Origin of the sequence: Paraburkholderia sp. SUR17, from assembly GCF_029536165.1 — a bacterium.
Taxonomy (GTDB): Bacteria; Pseudomonadota; Gammaproteobacteria; order Burkholderiales; family Burkholderiaceae; genus Paraburkholderia; species Paraburkholderia kururiensis.
Genome location: NZ_CP120509.1, coordinates 1,160,619 through 1,177,923 on the forward strand (window position 1 = coordinate 1,160,619; position 17,305 = coordinate 1,177,923).

Consider the following 17,305-nt stretch of genomic DNA (forward strand, 5'->3'; position numbering starts at 1 on the left):
ACCCTGAGCCCACATCGATCGATTGACGACATGAACGACCACCAACATCACTCCTCTCTGGACATCCAGGCGAGTACGCGCGAGGGCGGCCTCGATCTGCCGTCGCGCAGCCTCGTGTGGCGGCGCGGCCGCATCGCGGTGCTGCTCGTCGCGCTGCTGCTTGCGGCCGGCGCGACGCACACGATCCTCGCCAACCTGCGCGACGCGCGCCGGCTCGAAGGCATGACCGAGCAGAACGCGCGCCAGTACGTGACCGTCGTGCGTCCCGTGCCCGCGGGCGACGACGGCCGGCTCGTGCTGCCCGGCACGCTGCGCGGCTATGTGGAGTCGCCCATCTACTCGCGCGCGAGCGGCTACGTGGTGCGCTGGTATGCCGATATCGGCGCGCACGTGCAGCAGGGTCAGTTGCTCGCCGAACTCGATACGCCCGAGATCGACCAGGAACTCGCGCAGGCCATCGCGCAACGCGAGCAGTCGGCCTCCACGCTCGCGCTCGCGAAGACCTCGTTCGATCGCGCACGGCAGTTGCGCGAGCGCGATGCGGTCGCGCAGCAGGAACTCGACGACCGCCAGGGCGCCTACAACCAGGACGTCGCGAACCTCGCGGCAGCGGATGCGAACGTGCGCCGTCTCACGCAGCTGAAGTCGTTCCAGCGCATCGTGGCGCCCATCACGGGCGTCATCACGCAACGCAATATCGACGTGGGCGACCTCATCAACGCGGGCAATGGCGGCGTGGGGCGCGCGCTGTTCGCCATTGCCCAGGCCGATCCGCTGCGGCTCTACGTGCAGGTGCCGCAGGCCTACGCGCAACAGGTCGCGCGCGGCCAGCACGTGAGCGTGACCCAGGCCGAGTTGCCGGGCACGACGTTCGACGGCACCGTTACGCGTACCGCGGACGCCATCGACGTCGCCACGCGCTCGTTGCAGGTCGAGATCACGCTGCCCAATCACGACGGCAAGCTCATGCCGGGCGCCTACGTGCAGGCGGCGCTGCATACCGACGCACCGGGCACGCTCACGGTGCCGGGCAATACGCTGCTGTTTCGCGCGGAAGGCCCGCGCGTCGCCGTAGTGGATGCGAATGGGCGCGTGCATTTGCAGCCGGTCACGATCACGCGGGACCTGGGGCAGTCGCTTGTGATCGGCACGGGCGTGTCGGCGCAGGACCGCATCGTCGTGAACCCGAGCGATTCGCTGGCTGACGGCGACAGCGTGATCGTCGCGCAGGCTCCTGCGCGTGGCGAACCGGGCGGACGCAGCGCGCCGGGCACGCCTGGCACACCTGGCACACCGGGCTCCGTGCCTGGCGCTCAGGCGCGTCAGGCTACCGCGGATAGCACGAACGGTGCCCATGCAAAGTCAGCGCCATCGCAAGGAGGAGCCGCGTCGTGAAGCGCGAGGCCGTGAAAGCGAACGTGAACGCCATGCGAGCGACCGCCGCGATGCTTGCGGCGGCGATGCTGGCAGCGTGCACCGTGGGCCCCGACTATCAGCGCCCGGAAACCGCTGCGCCGGCATCGTGGCGCGTCGCCCAGGGCGACACGTGGTGGCAGCCGGCGCGGCCGTCTCACGCGCCGCTCGATCCGCAGTGGTGGCGCGCATTCGGCGTGGACGAGCTGAATACGCTGGAAATCGAGGCGCTCGCGAACAACCAGACGCTGCAAATGGCCGTCGCGCACTATGCGCAGGCGCGCGCCACGCTGGCGTCCGTGTCGTCGGCGCTGTTTCCGCAGATCGATCTCTCCGCCTCCGCGGAGCGCGCGCGCATTTCGCAGAACCGGCCGAAGCTCAACTACGCGACGCAGAACATGTCCACGGTGCAGAACGATCTGACCATCGGTCCCACCGTGAGCTACGAGACCGATCTGTTCGGCCGCATTCGCCGCTCGATCGAATCCGCGAAGGCTTCAGCGCAGCAGGCCGGCGACGACCTCGCGAACGCGCGGCTCGTCCTCACCGCTGAACTTGCTACCGACTACTTCGCGCTGCGCGAGCTCGACAACGAAGTGGACGTGGTGAACCGGTCCGTCGTGCTGCAACAGAAGGCGCTCGATTTCGTGACCGCGCAGCACGACCTGGGCGCGGTATCGGGGCTCAATCTGTTGCAGCAGCAGGCACAGCTCGACGCCACGCGTACCCAGACGCAGTTGCTCATCAACCAGCGCGCACAGTTCGAGCATGCCATCGCAGTGCTCGTCGGGCAGCCGGCGCCCACGTTCGTGCTGGCGCCCGTGGTGAAGGCGCTGCCCGTGCCGAAGCTGCCCACGGGCATGCCGAGCGACCTGCTGCAGCGCCGGCCCGACGTCGCGTCCGCCGAGCGCGCCATGGCGGCGGCCAACGCGCAGATCGGCGTGGCGCGCGCCGCGTATTTTCCGGACCTCACGCTCACGCCGGGCATCGGCTGGGAAAGCACGCGCTTCGCGAGTCTCTTCAGCTTGCCGAGCCTCGTGTGGTCCGTGGGTGCGTCCGCAAGCCAGGTGCTCTTCGACGGCGGCCAGCGCGCAGCGGGCGTCGCGTTTGCGCAGGCGGGCTACGCCTCGGCCGAGGCGAACTACCGGCAGACCGTGCTCACCGCGTTCCAGGAGGTGCAGAATGCGGTCACGGGGCTTTCCGTGCTCGAAGAAGCCGCGCGGGAGGCGCACGCGGCGGTGGTGGATGCGCGCCAGCTCGTGGACCTCGCCGAGGCACGTTACCAGGGCGGCCTCGCGGCGTTCATCGACGTGATCAGCGCCGAGCAGCAACTGCTCACGAGCGAGCGCCAGGAAGTGCAGATCGAAGGGCAGCGCGCGGCGCTCGTGGTGTTTCTTGCGAAGGCGCTGGGCGGTGGCTGGAGCGCGGACGACGCGACGGCGCATGTCGCGGGCAGCATGGGGCACGATGGAGCGGGTGTCGAGACGGCCGGGGCAGCGAATCAAGCGGCGAATCAAGCGGCAAATCAAGCCGCAAATCAAGCGGTGAGTCCAGCCGCAGACAACCGAGGCAAGCGCGGCGGCTGAAGCGGTCAGCCCGTGCCATGGCGCTCGCCTTCGTGAACGCGCCATGCTGCGGCCCGCACGGCACACCGCGGAGCGCAAGCGTAAGGAAGGGGATATGAAAGTATTGGTGATCGAAGATGAACGCAAGGTCGTCGACTATCTGCACAGTGGCCTGACGGAACAGGGCTGGATCGTCGACGTGGCGATGGACGGCGAGGAAGGCGCGTGGATGGCGATCGAATACGACTTCGACGTGATCATTCTCGACGTGATGCTGCCGAAGCTCGACGGCTTCGGCGTGCTGCGCACGCTGCGCGCGCACAAGCAGACGCCCGTCATCATGCTCACGGCGCGCGACCGCGTGGATGACCGCGTGCACGGTTTGCGCGACGGCGCCGACGACTATCTCACCAAGCCGTTCTCGTTCCTCGAGCTCGTTGAGCGCCTGCGCGCGCTGACGCGGCGTGCGCGGGCGCAGGAATCCACGGTCATTTCGGTGGGCGATCTACAGGTGGATCTCATCAGCCGACGTGCCATGCGCGACGGCGTGCGGCTCGATCTCACGGCGAAGGAGTTCCAGCTGCTTTCCGTGCTCGCGCGGCGGCGCGGCGAGATTCTCTCGAAGACGCTGATCACCGAACTCGTGTGGGACGTCAACTTCGAAAGCAACGCGAACGTGGTGGAGACCGCCATCAAGCGGCTGCGCGCGAAGCTGGACGGCCCGCATTCCGCCAAGCTGCTGCACACCATACGCGGCATGGGCTACGTGCTCGAAGTCCGCGAAGAGGGAGGGCCAACATGAAGCGCTCCATTTCCATGCGGCTTTCCGCGATGTTCGCGGTGGTCTCGCTAATCGTTTTCACGCTCGTCGGCGTGGGGCTCTTCGTGATGATGCAGCGACAACTCTTCAACGAGCTGCGCGCCACGCTCGACACGCGTTCGCGCGTGGCGACGGTCATCGTCTCGCATTCGCCGCTCGCCGCGAAATGGCATTTCGTGCAAGAAAAGCTGGCTGATCTTTCCACGCCGGACAGTCACACGAGCTATTACATCGAGAGCCCCGACCCGCGCTTCACGTTCGGCACGCCGATCAAGGGCACGCTGACTGCGGCGCCCGAAGGCCGCTACGCGAAGATCCGTCTGCCGGGCCATCCCTACGACGTCATCACGGCCACTTACGACATACCGGGCGCCGGCGAGCGTCCCAACCTCAAGCTCGTGGTGGCAAGCGACTGCGAACGCACCGAACGCATGCTGCATCGCATCGGCGTGGCGCTCGGCCTGCTGATCGCGCTCGCGACGCTCGTCGTGCTGCTGCTGAGCCGGGCCGTTACGCGCTTCGGCCTTGCGCCGCTCACGCGTCTGTCGAGAGAGGCCACGCAACTGAGCCCCGTGAATCGCCGGCAGCGTTTGCATTCCGACGAGTTGCCCGAAGAACTGCACGAACTGGCTACGTCGTTCAACGGCGCGCTGGAACGTCTGGACCGCGCCTACGAACGGCTCGAATCGTTCAACGCCGACGTTGCCCACGAACTGCGCACGCCCGTGAGCATCCTGATCGGCCAGACCCAGGTGGCCCTCACGCGCGACCGCTCCGTCATGCAGTTGCGCCAGACGTTGCAATCGAACCTCGAGGAATTCGAGCGGCTGAAGGTGATCGTCAACGACATGCTGTTCCTCTCGCGTTGCGATCGCGGCGAACGCGCGAGTGGCCTGATCGAAGTCTCGCTCGCAGGCGAGGTGGCGCGCATGCTGGAGTTCCTGGAGATTCCGCTCGAAGAGGCGCAACTGCACGTCACGATGCACGGCGACGCGCGTGCGCCCGTCAATACGTCGCTTTTCGGCCGCGCCATGAGCAACCTGCTCGTGAACGCCCTCCAGCATTCGCCGGCGGGCACCATGCTGCACGTCGCCATCGTGCAGCAGCGCGAGCATGTGGAGATTGCCGTGTCGAATCCGGGCGAGCCGATCGACGCCGAGGCGCGCGAGCACATCTTCGACCGCTTCTACCGTTTGCAGGAAGCGCGCTCGAATAGCCGCGAAAACCACGGTTTGGGGCTCTCCATCGTGAAGGCCGTGGCCGAGATGCACAACGGCAGCGTGTTCGTGCGCAGCGAAGGCGGCATCAACACGTTCGGCTTTTCAGTGGCGGCCGGCGGCGGCGCGCAACCGGCGCCATCGAGCGAACCCGCGCAGCCGCGGCGCGCGGGGCGCACCACGTTGCCGGCTCGCGCGTCGACTTGAGCGGGGGCGTTGCACGCGGGGCTGTCTGGCGCGTTCGAACTGTGCGTTCAAGCCGGTGTGTTCGACCTTACGTGTATCGAGCGAGCCCGCTCATTCGTTGTCCGCTTCGCGCTTGTCGCGAGCGAACAGGTCCCAGCAGGCGATGAAGAGGGCTGCGACGAGCGGGCCGATCACGAACCCGTTGATGCCGATGAGCGACATGCCGCCCAACGTCGAGATCAGGATCACCCAGTCGGGCATGCGGGTGTCCTTGCCCACCAGCACGGGCCGCAGCAGGTTGTCGACGGTGCCGATCACGAGGGCGCAGAACAGAAAGAGCCCAATGCCCTTCGCGAGCGCGCCGGTCAGCACGAAATAGATCGCGACCGGCGCCCAGACGAGCGCCGCGCCGATGGCGGGTAGCAGCGAGAGCAGCGCCATCAGCGCGCCCCACAGCAGCGCGCCCTGAATGCCGATCACCCAGAACGCGAGGCCGCCCAGCGTGCCTTGCACGAGCGCCACCACCACGTTGCCCTTCACCGTCGCGCGAATGACGGTGGTGAACTTGCGCAGCAGATATTGCTTGCGGTCGCGGTCGAGCGGAATCGCGTCGCGCACGATGCGCGAGATGGTCTGACCGTCGCGCACGAGAAAGAAGAACAGGTACAGCATTACGCCGAAGCTCACCAGGAATTGCAGCGTGTTCTGCCCGATGGAGAGCGCCTGCGTGGCGACAAACTGGCTGATCTGCGCTGCGCCTGCGGTGAGCTTCTGCTGCAGGCCATGCAGGTCGAACACGCCCAGCCGGTCGAGCAGCCGTTGCAGCCACGCGGGCGCCATGTGCACCATCTGGTTGAAGTACTCGCCGAAGTTCAACCCGCCCGACTTCATGGCCGTATAGGCCGTGACCACTTCCTGCACGAGGGTGCCCGCCACCAGCATCAACGGCAGGATCACCAGCACCACGCAGATCAGCAGCGACACGAGCGCCGCCAGGTTGCGGCGCCGGCCGAGCCGCGCAAGCAGCCAGCGTTGCACGGGCTGAAAGATCATGGCGAGAATCGCGGCCCACAGAATCGTGCTGAAGAAGGGCAGCAGAATCAGGCACAGCGCGATGGAGACCGCGAGCAGCAACAGGTGGAACGACGTCTGGTTCAGGTTCTTCTTGTTGTCCATGGGCGGGGGCGGTGCTCGCCGCGCGGGCCGTAACGGACATAACAGGCGTAACGGGCCAGCGCGGCGAACCGGTCGAAAAAGGGATGCAGGAAGTATACGGTCGGCTTACAAAGCCGCTACCAGCCCTTTGACCAGCCGCAGCCGGGTAATTTCCGACGGCGCGCCCAATCTTTTCGGCGGCCCCCAGTAGCCGGTGCCCCGGCTCGTGTAAACCCACAGCCCGTCGAGGCGCGCGAGGCCCGCCGTGAAAGGCTGCTGCAGGCGCACGAAGAAATTCCAGGGGAAGAACTGGCCGCCGTGGGTGTGGCCGGAAAGCTGCAGCGTGTAGCCCGCCTGCGCGGCGGCGAGCGCGGTACGCGGTTGATGCGCGAGCAGAATCTTCACGCGGGCATCGGGCGGCGCGCCGTGCAGGGCGGCCGCGGGGTCGCTGCGATGTTCGGGGTCGAACTGCTCCGCCGAATAATCGGTCACGCCGGCCACCACCACGCGCGCGCTTTCGTGCTCCACTACCGCGTGCTGGTTGAGCAGCACGCGCAGGCCGAGGCGCTGGAATTCGTCGATCCACGCATGGGCGCCCGAGTAGTACTCGTGGTTGCCCGTCACGAAGTAGGCGCCGTGCCGCGCGGCGAGGCGGCCGAGCGGTCGCGTGTGGTCGGCGAGCTGGTCCACGCTGCCATCCACCACGTCGCCGGTCACGGCAATCAGGTCGGGCTCAAGGCGGTTTACTTCGTCGACGATCGCATTCACGTAGTCGTTCTTGATGGTGGGGCCCACGTGGATGTCGCTGATCTGGACGATGGTGAAACCTTCCAGCGCCTCGGGCAGTTGCTCGATGGGCACGTCGATAGTTACCACGCGCGCGCGGCGCCGCGCATTGACGAGGCCGATGACCGAGAACGCCACGGCGAGCGCGACGGCGAACGCGGCCGTGTCGGTGCGCCAGCGCGCGAGCGCGAGCACGTGCGGCCAGATGGCGTCGATGGTCAGCAAGGAGGCGAGCAGCACGTCGCGCAGGAAGGTGGCGACGAGCAGCGACGAGAAGAAGCCCATTGCGGAAAGGCCGATCCAGGCGAGGCGGTCCGCGAGCGGCTGGCGCTCGATCATGCGCGCCAGCATGCCGGGCGGAATCAGCAGGCACGAGAGCACGAGGTACAGCCCGGCGAGCCACTTGCCGGTGGGCGAGACGGCCAGGTCCGGAATCAGCCGGAAGCCGACATACACGTGCAGTAGCACGCCGATGACGATGAAACGGATGAAAAACGAGGAGAAGCGTCGCATACGGGCGGTGAACGGAGGGGAAGGGGCGCCTTGCAGGGGAGGCGGTGCGGCATGCGGCGGCAGGGCCGGTCGCGCAAGTGCACAGCCTGGACGCCGCCGCGAAGCACGCGGCAGCGTCCGCGAAAGCGTTGGCTGCAATGATTCTACCCAGAGTCGCTACAGGCTGCCGGCTACGCAAAAACGGCGGGATGGCGCGGGCGCACGCGGCTGTGTGCGGGTTGGGTGCGGTGCGGTATCAGAGCAGTATCGGAGTGGGCTGACGCCTTGGAGAGCCGCCGGCGCGACAGCACCCCGCGTCGCCGAAATCTATGTTGGGGTCCGAATTAAGCAGGCTTTGAAACAGACCCGCCATCGACTATTCTCGAATGGAACCCTGCCGCCACGGGTCTTGAGCGCTTCGAGCTTCTCAAGCGTATCGAGCGCGGACCACCGTCCTGCGCACGTTTTTTGGCCGGCAGCGCGTTCGATCGCCGTCGGACGGCGGCGGGGGAGACAACCATGAGAATGACAAGGCTGGTTCACCACGGTCATCACGCGCACTCGACTCACCATCTCGGGCACGAAGGCAGTCATGTGATGCTGCCGCTCGTCGTGCTTTCGCTGATGGCGTTGGGCGTCTGGTACGGCGTGCGGCACATCGCCTTCTCGGAGCTGGGACGCACCGCGCTCTTCGACGCCGTGATGGTGTTCGTGGCGCTCGGCATTGCGGGGCTCTTCGGTGTCGCGGCCGCCTGGCTGCGCACGAGCACCGACGAGCCGCCCGAGGGGTTCTGCTTTCTCGGTGCGCTGGTGGGCGCGGTGGTGTTCTACATCGCGCTGTTCGCGTGAGCGGGCGCTAAACGAAGGCCGCTAAACGATCTTCGCTGCTTCGTCGAACGAGAGCCGGGGGTTGCGCGGATGCAGCGCGGATGCGTCGCCGTGGCCCAGGTTGATCAGGAAGTTCGACTTCACGGTCGTCCCGGCGAAGAACGCCGCGTCCACCTTCGCCTTGTCAAAGCCGGACATCGGCCCTGCATCCAGGCCAAATGCCCGCGCCGCGACGATCAGGTACGCGCCCTGCAGCGAGGCGTTGCGAAACGCGGTGTCGGCAATGGCCGCATCGTTGCCGGCGAACCAGCTGCGCGCGTCGGCATGCGGGAACAGCTTCGGCAAGTGCTCGTAAAAGGCCATGTCCATGCCGACGATCACCGTGACCGGCGCCGCCATCGTCTTGTCCACATTGCCCGGGGCGAGCGCGGGCCGAAGCATCTCTTTCGCCTCGCGCGATTTCACGAACACGAAGCGGCCGGGGCTCGAGTTGGCCGACGTCGGTCCAAGCAACGCGAGTTCGACGATGCGATGCAGCAACGCGTCGTCCACAGGTTCGTCGCGCCACACGCTGTGGGTGCGCGCTTTGCGAAACAACTGGTCGAGCGTGTCGTCGGAAAGAATCATGATCGGAACCTCTTGACGTGGAGGAGGAAGGGCCGCGACCGGATGCAGGCTCGCACGCGAACGACACAGCAAGGCGCGGGAAGGCACGTGCTTTTCAAGCGCCATAATAACGATCGACGCAGACGTTTTTATCCGCGCACCCCCGCTTTTTCCGAACCTTTTTTGTTACGTCCAGCTACACGCTCTGTCATGTTCGATCTGTTCGACGACGCTGCGCAACCCGATGTCGCCTGGTATCCCGACTGGCTCACGCCCGCCGAGGCGTCGCGCGCGCTCGACGACGTGATCGCGCAGACTGCATGGCAGCAGGACACCATCGGCACGCCCGCCGGGCGCGTGCCGCTGCCGCGCCTGACGGCATGGCAAGGCGAGCCCGACGCGGTCTACGTGTATTCCGGCATTCGCAATGTGCCGCAGCCGTGGGTGCCGGCCGTGGCTGCGCTGAAAGCGGCGGCCGAAGCGGTGTGCGGCGTGCGCTTCAACAGCGTGCTGCTCAACCGCTACCGCAGCGGCACGGACAGCATGGGCTGGCATGCCGACCGCGAGCCTGAACTCGGGCCGGAACCGGTCATCGCATCGGTCAGTCTGGGCGCGACGCGACGCTTCGATTTGCGGCACAACGCGACGGGCGTGGTGCGCTCGTTCCAGTTGAAGGGGGGCAGCCTGCTCGTGATGCGCGGCAGGACGCAGGCCGAATGGCGGCACCGCGTGCCGAAAGCGCCGGACGTACGCGGCGAACGCGTGAATCTCACGTTCCGTTGGGTGACGCCGCGGCGTTGAAGGTCCCCTGAGCGCGACGAGCGCGAGTGAAGTCCGCTTGCATCAACGCACCGCTGTGACGGGCACGCGTGCGATGCGCACGAGCCGGTCGAGCACGCTTTGGCGGGCGATGTGCCGGATTGCATGCAGCACGCTCTTGGGCGGTGCGGCGACGACGATCTCGTCGCAGCGTTGCTCGTCGGCGCAATGGGCGATCGTCGGGGCGAGGGGGCCTACCTGCACCGCTAGCGAATAGCGCACGTGGGCGTCGTCGAGAATGCGGGCGGCGCGCTCCAGCGCCTCGTTTGCGGCAGCGGCTTCCATGGCGCGCAGTTCTTCGAGCGGGTAGAACGCTTCGAGCCGCGTCGATTCGAGCGGCGGCTGCACGTTTAGCAGCACGACTTCGGACACGCATCGCTCGTGGTAGAGAAACGCCGCGTGCCGCACGGCCTGCAACGACCGTTTCGAACGGCCCACGGGAACCAGCAGCTTCAGCATGACAGGTCCTTCCTTGCGGATGAGGGAGTGAATTTCACCGGCCGAAGGGGGTGACAGCGTGCTGGAACCGGCATTCGCCGTTGCCCTCCGGTTGCTGACGGGAAGAGTAGGCGGCGGCGCGTAAAAAGGGTGTCAAAAGCGCGACGTAACGGGAAATACATTGTTATTGCTTGTAAATATCGCTCAACGTCTTTCAATATCGCTCAACTTTCCCAATTTCGCCCGGCGGAGTGTTGTCCCTCGTGCGGTTCTCTCGCACGAACGCGAAAAAAACTTTATGCGCATAAAAACCGGATACGCGCACATCGCCCGATAGCGTTTCGTCACACGTATGACACGGTCGTGCGATTCAGCTTCGCCCGTTCGTCTCCCGGTTCGCAGGGCGGCCGTAAGGATCGCGATCAGGACCTATAGTCGCCTTGCTGTGGCTGTGCCTGCCGTCTGGCGGGCGAGTCCCTCATTGGAGAGGCGATGTGACGACGATTGGAAACTGGCTAAAGAACCATTTGCTGCCCTCCGCGCCGCAGCAGCCCACGCCGGCCACCCCGAACGAGCCCGCGGCGGTCAAGCCGGTTGCCCAGACGCGCCCGGCCGGCACCCAGCTCGAGCCGCTGCGCGCACTCAACCAGGCGGTGCGTGGCCAGCCCGCGCAACCGGATGAAAAAGCCGTGATGCGGACGGACCTGAAGGGCGACGTGGGTCGCAAGTTCCGCCCGGGCACGCGTTCCCTTCCGGTACTGCCCGGCTACACGAAGAATGCCGTCGACGCCATGCCGGCCCAGCCCGACGTCCAGCTTCACAAGCGCCAGGTGCGCACGCCCGACCCGAAGGCGACTGCGCCGGCCGCGGTCGAACGCCTGCGCAACAAGGACGTGAAGAGGGTGACGGGCAAGACCGACCGCACGCGTTCGCAAGCCAGCTTCGAACTCAATCACGCCGGCCCCGCGGCGCAGCGCATTGCGTCGGGCTTCACGCTCGGCACGCATCCCACCGCGCGAGACGAGCGGGCGGCGCTCGGCGAAAAAATCCGCGATGCCATTCCCGCGGACAAACGCGGCGAGCCGCCTCACACGCTCGCATTGATGCTGGGCCGCGCGCTCGCGGAGGTGTCGGGCGGCGACGTGGGCCGTGCGAACACACTGCTCGACCAGTTGCGCGATTCGTCCGTGCCGCGCTCCGACGACGAGCGCCGCGATCTCTTCGCGCTGACGTGCGCACTGTCCCGTGCGCCGCTCAGCTTCGAGGCGCTCTCCATCGTCGCGCCGCACGAACTCACGCAACTGCAGTCCTCTTCGTTCAGCAAGACCGAGAACAAGATTCACAACGACGCGAATCGCGAAACCCGGCGTGCCGCCGACAAGCTGCTCAAGCACTGGCCGCCGAACGAACCGCGTCCGCGCGACATCGGCGAGATGCTGGTGGCCGCCAACACCGTACTGCCGCGCGCCGACCGCCACCCGGGACTGGCGAGCGACGCGCCCGATACGGTCGCGAAGGCGCTTGGCAGCGAACCGCTCGCTGCCAAGGCGCTGATCTGCGGCGCAGCGCTCATCGACGATCCGCGGGCGAATCCCGAAACGCGCTTTCGCTCGGCGTATCTCGCGTTTCGCAATCACATCAGCGAAGAGAAGCTCGGGCAGGTGCAGTCGCGCATGTACCACATGGTCACGCAGGCGCAGCGCACCGCGCAGAACGCGCAAACCGGCTCGTGGCTGCGTCGCGCCGCCAATTTCATGAAGAGTCCGAGGCGCATGGCGCAGGCCGCGCAGCACACCGTCGGCACCAATAATTCGGCGCACGACGCACTGAATCTCGGCACAGCAGGCGGCCTGCTTCAGCATCCCGAAGACGACTTCAGCACGGTGCTTTCCATCGACGTCGTCATGAAGCAGCTCAACAACCGCATCGTGGCTGCGCCCGTCACGCCGTACGGGCAGCAGCCGGACCCCCAGCTCGTGCAGAATGCGGTGCGCGCGGTCGCGCTCGGTCAGTGGCAGCAGGCGATTGGCGCGAAGGGCAAGCTGCGCCGGGGCATTGGCTTTGGACGCACGCAGCGCGGCATCATCGAGCGCGAAGTCGCGAAGATGCTGCACGTGGATCGCAAGACGGTACGCGAAAGCCAGGCGTTCAAGGACCTGCCCAGGCAGATGACGGCCGACGAACTCGCCACCTGGGCCGAGGAATCCGGCGCGGCCATGGACGACGTGGTGCCCGATACGAGAGACCGCACGCTGCGCCAGAACATCGAACGCATGAAGGTCGTGCTCTACGAACCGGACCCGCAGGCGAGCAGCAGCGTGGAGGGCATTGGCGATTCGCTCTGCTACGTGATCGGCAACATGCCGCGCACGTGGCAGATGCAGCTTTCGAGCGGCGGTGTCTACGGCGTCAACGCAAACATTTCGGATAACCTGGCGACAGCGCTCGGCATCGTCGGGCTGCCCGCAGCGGCCATTGCGCCCGACGTGGCGCTTCTGCGCGGGCGGCATTCCGTCGTCGAGGTGGGTTCGTCGGCGCACAACGGCCAGCTTTTCATCGGCACGGACAAGCGCGTGTCGATGCACGCGGGCATGGGCGGCTTTATCGGCTGGTCGTTGCTGGGCGGCCGGCTCATGGCGAGCGGCTACGGTAGCGCCGTAGCGGGGCGCGACACGAGCAAGCCGCGCGGCGTGATGTTTCGCGCACGCGTGAGAAGCACGGAAGATCCCGCAGGGGAACCCGAAGCGTGGCGCGACAAACTGCAGTCGGTGGTGCGCAACATCTATCGGTCCGGGCCTGGCGCGCAGGCGCCGCGCTCGCAGACGGAGATGTGGGACGGCCTTGCCGAAGAGTTCTACAAGGACCCGGACCTCTCCATCAACTGGCTCGAGAACAACTCGGCAACGAACTACGTGTCTGTCTCCGGTACGGCAGGCGCGCGCTACGTGAACCCGGACGGCTACAAGTTCGGCCCGTATGCGACGGCGGAAGGGCGTGTGAGCGGCAACACGATGCATCGCGAAGACGCCACCGGCATGCAGACTGTCGAGACCGCGGTGAAGGGGCGCACGGCCGGCGTGAACGGCAGCGCGTCGCTGGTTGCGGCGCCGGCGCCCAGCCCGTATTCAACCGGCAGTCCGTTCGGCTCGTCTTCGCTGCCGAGCACGCCCGCGTTCGGCATTGGCGTGTCGGTCCTGCAGTCGGCCACCGGCGCGGCACTGCGCATTGCCGAGGAGGACGGCAACGTGGTGCCGGAGCGCACGTTCCGCGACACCGAATTCACGAACGTCGATCACTATCTGCAATACATCGACAGCCGCAACGCCGACTGGAGCGCGTCGGCCGAACACGGCCAGCAGCAGGTCAACGAGTACCTCACGAAAGTGAAGCTCAACAGCGGCCACGGCAACCAGATTCATGGCGAGCGCCAGCGCATGACGCCCGAAGCAGGCGCGGAAATCAACGCGTATCGCAACGTGCTGCGTCTCTACGACGAAAGCGGCCGGCCGCACAGCGACGAAGACAAGAAAGAGATTGCGCGTATCCAGGGCGAGATGGCGCGCGTGCTGGAGTCGCCCGCGAGCTGGACGAACCAGGTGCTGTACACCTACGAGATCAACGTGAAGCAGCAGGTGAAGGGACCGATGTACGTGATCGGTGCGCAGTCCGTGAAGCAGGTATCGGCGGAGCGGGAGGTGAGTACGCTGACGGCGCGGAACTCATAGGGTTCTCGCGACGACTATGTCATTTGCGCGTGCTGGCGCATTCTCTTTCAAACTCCCGTCGAATCGAATTAGTGCCCTTGTATAGTGCTTGTGTAAAGCATTCATCATAAAAAATGTTTACATTGATCAGGATTTGCAAAAACTGCCAAAAAATCATGGGCGAGGCACTAGCCGGGGGCAATGAGAGGTAAACGCCATTCCTCATATTTGCGTCTAATAGAAATCCCGCGTGTGGCGGTGCGCGCCGAATGGCAAGAGGACATCAGCCTTGCAGTGGTTTAAATCAGCAACAGGAACGTAGGCAGCGCCCGATACAGCAACTACCCCATCATTCGAACTCAGTGGGGCGCCAATCGACTTCTCATTTATCAAGCAATGAAATTTCTCTGTCTTGATCCGCATAGGGGAATTGAAATATTCTGCGCTGTTCGGTGCGTTATCACAGTATGCACGGGTCGAAGTGGCGAATGGCGCTATAAATACGAGCTAATTTTTCGCAGAAGAGGCTCCTTGTTCATGCACTTAAACTGATTCGAGCTTGTCGGCCTTGCAGAAGGAAGGTTTCGAGGAAACTATTTTTCCAGGCAATGCTGAGTCTTGAATTTCGGAATATGCGCCGCGTCAAACAATTGAGTCCTTTTTTTCTTGATATTTATTATATCTACTCCAAATTGGTTATTTACAACAACAAAATTCTTGTCAATGCTAAACGCAGCATCGTACACGCCACCCCCATATACCTCCTTTTCAATGAGTCGAAATTTTGGTTTCACCAAAAAAACGGATAGATGCGTAACCTGCGGATAATTCGGATCAATCTTCCTGGGTGGCCCAAATGCTACTAATATTGAATTATCGAGACTAAATACCCCTCCCCGAATAGTATGGTCGATTTTTGCTGATCCAATATTTCGCTCGCCATGATTTATCATTACCTGACCGCGAACATTGTCTACTGCCGAATAATTCCCGTCACAAGAACTGACAACACCTGCCCATGCATTGCCAAGGTGAGCCGCCAAAAGAAATAATAAAGAATATCTTTTCACGTCTGATCTCCCAATGCTCGATATGAATTTTGTGTCTCCCGCCAACGCAAGGGTGGACTTTTTACGTCGTACGGATTAACTATTTTGGTCACTGTGCGCGAAACGGACTCTGAAATTCCATGATCTGCTGCCTTTTGAAGCGCAGTATGAACACAAAAAAATCCCGCAATGTCAACGCAGGAGTAGGTGTCATTTCCGATAAGTTCTGGATTATTTATTTTTGGGCCGGGCTTGAAATTATTGCCTTCCTTCTTCTTAAACCACGTGTGATCGTACGATTTGCGATCGAGCCATCCTCTATATATCCAATACTCAGAGTAATTATATCGTCCAGTGAGTTGCTTAAAGCCCCTTCCGCGAAATTTTATTCCATCGCCTGGATCGGTATTTCCCAAATTTATATTTCCATCGTATTGGCTAAAGTATGTCTCATCTATTGGGGTGGCGGCAGGCGAGCGAAAATATCCATTCAATTCAGGAATAATCGAAGGGTGATTTGTCTTAACTGCTTTACCAATGGCGGTGGAGCTTTCGCGAACCACCATCATATGGTATGACTCGATTGCGCATTGCCCAAAAAAATGAGCGCTACGCATCGGATCATGAATCCTGTATTTCCTAAAAACGGCATTAATGGCTCCGCGATAAAGTTCCCGATATTGCTCGCCCGTCTTCCCTAGCGCTGTGTATGTTGACTCATCGTAGATTTGGGACAATTCCCCCTTGCTTAGCCACCCACACTTCCTGAAATGCCGGATAAACGCGAGCGGATGGAAAAACCAGAGCTTCTGGCCGGCAGGCAACCCCGTCACGTCCCAGAACTGAAGTTCCTCGAGGTACTTCAGAAAATCCTCGTAGCCCTTTCGGTTGCCGTGATAGAACCCGCCCTCGTCGAGCAGCCTCGCGAAGCGCGTCTCGTTGTGCGTGCTATCCCATTCACTCGGCGCGTTGCAGATGAATCCGCGCAGGGTTCGACGTACCTCATCATGGCCCTTCACGTAGTAAGAAAGCGCGTCTGCCTTCTGGACTTCGGTTGCGTCCTTCACTACTGCGGGCTGCTCGTTGGCCGCGGCGTCCCTGACGAGCTTCTTCAACATGTCGACATCGCACAACCCGTCACTGCCGAAGGGCGTATTGCCATCGCTGATCTTCTGCCAGCCCATGAAGGACGGGAAATCCGCGTCAGAAAGTTTCCTGACCTCTTCCTTGCTGATATCGATGTAACCCTGCTTCCCCGTGTCGTAGGGTATCTGCACCCACGTCGCACGGACTGCCTCCGGGAGGGTCGCAGGCGTGGACAGAATGCGCCCGAAGCGCAGTATCTCGTATCCGTCGCTCGGGCAGGCTTCGTAGAGCGCCGTTGCACGATGGTACAGATCGTATTCGTAGTCCTTTTCCTCGACCGGCTCTGGCGTCAGAAGTGTGCGCGAGCCGTCCGCAGCAACGCTCCAGACGTTGGTGTACTTCGCCCCCTTGCTGAAGTACATCTCGACGACAAGGGGCAGGGCGTTCGTGCCTGCGAGGCCGGCCTTGAAAGCGATGCCGTGGAGTTTGCCGTGCGCGTCCGTTCCCTGAGGCAATGCGTAAAACTGCTGCCCTGCTGGAATGGTGAACCAGGTATGCCCCCAGCAGTCCGACGTTGTCGCCGTTCCCGGCGAGGCCACCCCGAGTTGCGTGTGCCCGAAATACGCATCGAAATCGCCCGGCGTCATGAATATCTCGAAATGCATGTAGGTGACGCCCTGATAGCGGCCGAGAAAACCCAGCACATCCTTGCGCCGCACCTTCTCGCCATTCCCCTTCGCCGCAGGCGTGACCTTCCCGCGGGTATCCGGGCCGGACGGCTTGTGCAGGAACGCCGGTAGCTGGGTCCCGTCGTGTCCGAACGTGTGGTATTCCGCAAGCGGCAGCAGGTGCATGTAGAGCGAATAGAACGTCAGCGTGCGTCCATCACCGGTTTCGGTGGAGTGTTTGAGCAGCACGAAGCCCGCATTGCCGTTGCCGTCATCCATCGCATGCTGGCAGACGCGGTACGCCACCACCTCGCCGTCGGCGATGGCATGGACCGGGCCGTGCATGTCCGGCGCAAGATGGGCGCCGCAATGCCAGCTCCGGTCGGCTGCAACCGGATAGATGCCGTGCGCCAGCTCGAATTTGTCGACGGCATCCATCATGGGGTCAGGCCTGGACGCGTCACTGGACGTCA

General features: G+C 63.8%; 13 protein-coding genes. 7 read left to right on the forward strand and 6 right to left on the reverse strand.

The window, feature by feature from the left end:
* Positions 1-30 precede the first annotated feature (30 nt).
* From P2869_RS22670 to P2869_RS22685, 4 genes are all read left to right on the forward strand, one after another.
* Complete coding sequence (locus P2869_RS22670; RefSeq protein ID WP_152494976.1) at positions 31-1,395, forward strand: efflux RND transporter periplasmic adaptor subunit; 1,365 nt, start codon at positions 31-33, stop codon at positions 1,393-1,395.
* 32 nt (positions 1,396-1,427) lie between these two features.
* Entirely contained in the window at positions 1,428-2,999 is a 1,572-nt protein-coding gene (locus tag P2869_RS22675) for an efflux transporter outer membrane subunit (RefSeq protein ID WP_277599826.1), read from the forward strand.
* 94 nt (positions 3,000-3,093) lie between these two features.
* Complete coding sequence (locus tag P2869_RS22680; RefSeq protein ID WP_017773624.1) at positions 3,094-3,780, forward strand: heavy metal response regulator transcription factor; 687 nt, start codon at positions 3,094-3,096, stop codon at positions 3,778-3,780.
* Positions 3,777-5,222 (forward strand): heavy metal sensor histidine kinase, encoded by a 1,446-nt coding sequence (locus P2869_RS22685; RefSeq protein WP_277599631.1) that lies wholly within the window; start codon positions 3,777-3,779, stop codon positions 5,220-5,222. The genes P2869_RS22680 and P2869_RS22685 overlap by 4 nt, the downstream gene beginning before the upstream one ends.
* A 90-nt stretch (positions 5,223-5,312) precedes the next feature.
* Here P2869_RS22685 and P2869_RS22690 read toward each other — a convergent pair whose 3' ends face one another.
* On the reverse strand, positions 5,313-6,377 hold the full coding sequence (locus P2869_RS22690; protein WP_277599632.1) for an AI-2E family transporter: 1,065 nt from the start codon (positions 6,375-6,377) through the stop codon (positions 5,313-5,315).
* 105 nt (positions 6,378-6,482) lie between these two features.
* Positions 6,483-7,655 carry a metallophosphoesterase gene (locus P2869_RS22695; RefSeq protein ID WP_277599633.1) on the reverse strand — a complete coding sequence of 391 codons (1,173 nt, stop codon included), beginning with the start codon at positions 7,653-7,655 and terminating at the stop codon, positions 6,483-6,485.
* Positions 7,656-8,153: 498 nt separating this feature from the next.
* Between P2869_RS22695 and P2869_RS22700 the strand changes: the two genes are divergently transcribed.
* On the forward strand, positions 8,154-8,483 hold the full coding sequence (locus P2869_RS22700) for a hypothetical protein (RefSeq protein WP_026121209.1): 330 nt from the start codon (positions 8,154-8,156) through the stop codon (positions 8,481-8,483).
* Between the two features lie 21 nt (positions 8,484-8,504).
* On the opposite strand, the gene P2869_RS22705 is transcribed toward P2869_RS22700, so the two are convergent.
* The gene (locus tag P2869_RS22705) at positions 8,505-9,089 is read right to left on the reverse strand and encodes a malonic semialdehyde reductase (RefSeq protein WP_277599634.1); all 585 of its coding nucleotides are present in this window, start codon (positions 9,087-9,089) and stop codon (positions 8,505-8,507) included.
* A 189-nt stretch (positions 9,090-9,278) separates the two neighbouring features.
* Between P2869_RS22705 and P2869_RS22710 the strand changes: the two genes are divergently transcribed.
* Positions 9,279-9,869 (forward strand): alpha-ketoglutarate-dependent dioxygenase AlkB, encoded by a 591-nt coding sequence (locus P2869_RS22710; RefSeq protein WP_126877553.1) that lies wholly within the window; start codon positions 9,279-9,281, stop codon positions 9,867-9,869.
* A 42-nt stretch (positions 9,870-9,911) separates the two neighbouring features.
* Here the strand turns inward: P2869_RS22710 and P2869_RS22715 are convergent, their stop codons facing one another.
* Positions 9,912-10,346: a universal stress protein gene (locus P2869_RS22715; protein ID WP_277599635.1), complete on the reverse strand. Its 435-nt coding sequence runs from the start codon at positions 10,344-10,346 to the stop codon at positions 9,912-9,914.
* A 473-nt stretch (positions 10,347-10,819) separates the two neighbouring features.
* Between P2869_RS22715 and P2869_RS22720 the strand changes: the two genes are divergently transcribed.
* Positions 10,820-14,050, forward strand: coding sequence for a hypothetical protein (locus tag P2869_RS22720; protein ID WP_277599636.1), 3,231 nt, complete (start codon positions 10,820-10,822; stop codon positions 14,048-14,050).
* Positions 14,051-14,622: 572 nt separating this feature from the next.
* On the opposite strand, the gene P2869_RS22725 is transcribed toward P2869_RS22720, so the two are convergent.
* Together P2869_RS22725 and P2869_RS22730 are read right to left on the reverse strand one after the other, a co-directional pair.
* Positions 14,623-15,099 carry a hypothetical protein gene (locus P2869_RS22725; RefSeq protein ID WP_277599637.1) on the reverse strand — a complete coding sequence of 159 codons (477 nt, stop codon included), beginning with the start codon at positions 15,097-15,099 and terminating at the stop codon, positions 14,623-14,625.
* On the reverse strand, positions 15,096-17,273 hold the full coding sequence (locus tag P2869_RS22730; protein WP_277599638.1) for a peptidase M23: 2,178 nt from the start codon (positions 17,271-17,273) through the stop codon (positions 15,096-15,098). Before P2869_RS22730 ends, P2869_RS22725 begins: the two co-directional genes overlap by 4 nt.
* Between the last annotated feature and the right edge of the window lie 32 nt (positions 17,274-17,305).

What these genes read in the sequence shown, in the direction of transcription:
- P2869_RS22695 (WP_277599633.1), bottom strand. Translation starts at nt 7,655, where the DNA reads ATGCGACGCTTCTCCTCGTTTTTCATCCGTTTCATCGTCATCGGCGTG.
- P2869_RS22715 (WP_277599635.1), bottom strand. Translation starts at nt 10,346, where the DNA reads ATGCTGAAGCTGCTGGTTCCCGTGGGCCGTTCGAAACGGTCGTTGCAG.
- P2869_RS22705 (WP_277599634.1), bottom strand. Translation starts at nt 9,089, where the DNA reads ATGATTCTTTCCGACGACACGCTCGACCAGTTGTTTCGCAAAGCGCGC.
- P2869_RS22670 (WP_152494976.1), top strand. Translation starts at nt 31, where the DNA reads ATGAACGACCACCAACATCACTCCTCTCTGGACATCCAGGCGAGTACG.
- P2869_RS22680 (WP_017773624.1), top strand. Translation starts at nt 3,094, where the DNA reads ATGAAAGTATTGGTGATCGAAGATGAACGCAAGGTCGTCGACTATCTG.
- P2869_RS22730 (WP_277599638.1), bottom strand. Translation starts at nt 17,273, where the DNA reads ATGATGGATGCCGTCGACAAATTCGAGCTGGCGCACGGCATCTATCCG.
- P2869_RS22700 (WP_026121209.1), top strand. Translation starts at nt 8,154, where the DNA reads ATGAGAATGACAAGGCTGGTTCACCACGGTCATCACGCGCACTCGACT.
- P2869_RS22690 (WP_277599632.1), bottom strand. Translation starts at nt 6,377, where the DNA reads ATGGACAACAAGAAGAACCTGAACCAGACGTCGTTCCACCTGTTGCTG.
- P2869_RS22710 (WP_126877553.1), top strand. Translation starts at nt 9,279, where the DNA reads ATGTTCGATCTGTTCGACGACGCTGCGCAACCCGATGTCGCCTGGTAT.
- P2869_RS22685 (WP_277599631.1), top strand. Translation starts at nt 3,777, where the DNA reads ATGAAGCGCTCCATTTCCATGCGGCTTTCCGCGATGTTCGCGGTGGTC.
- P2869_RS22675 (WP_277599826.1), top strand. Translation starts at nt 1,428, where the DNA reads ATGCGAGCGACCGCCGCGATGCTTGCGGCGGCGATGCTGGCAGCGTGC.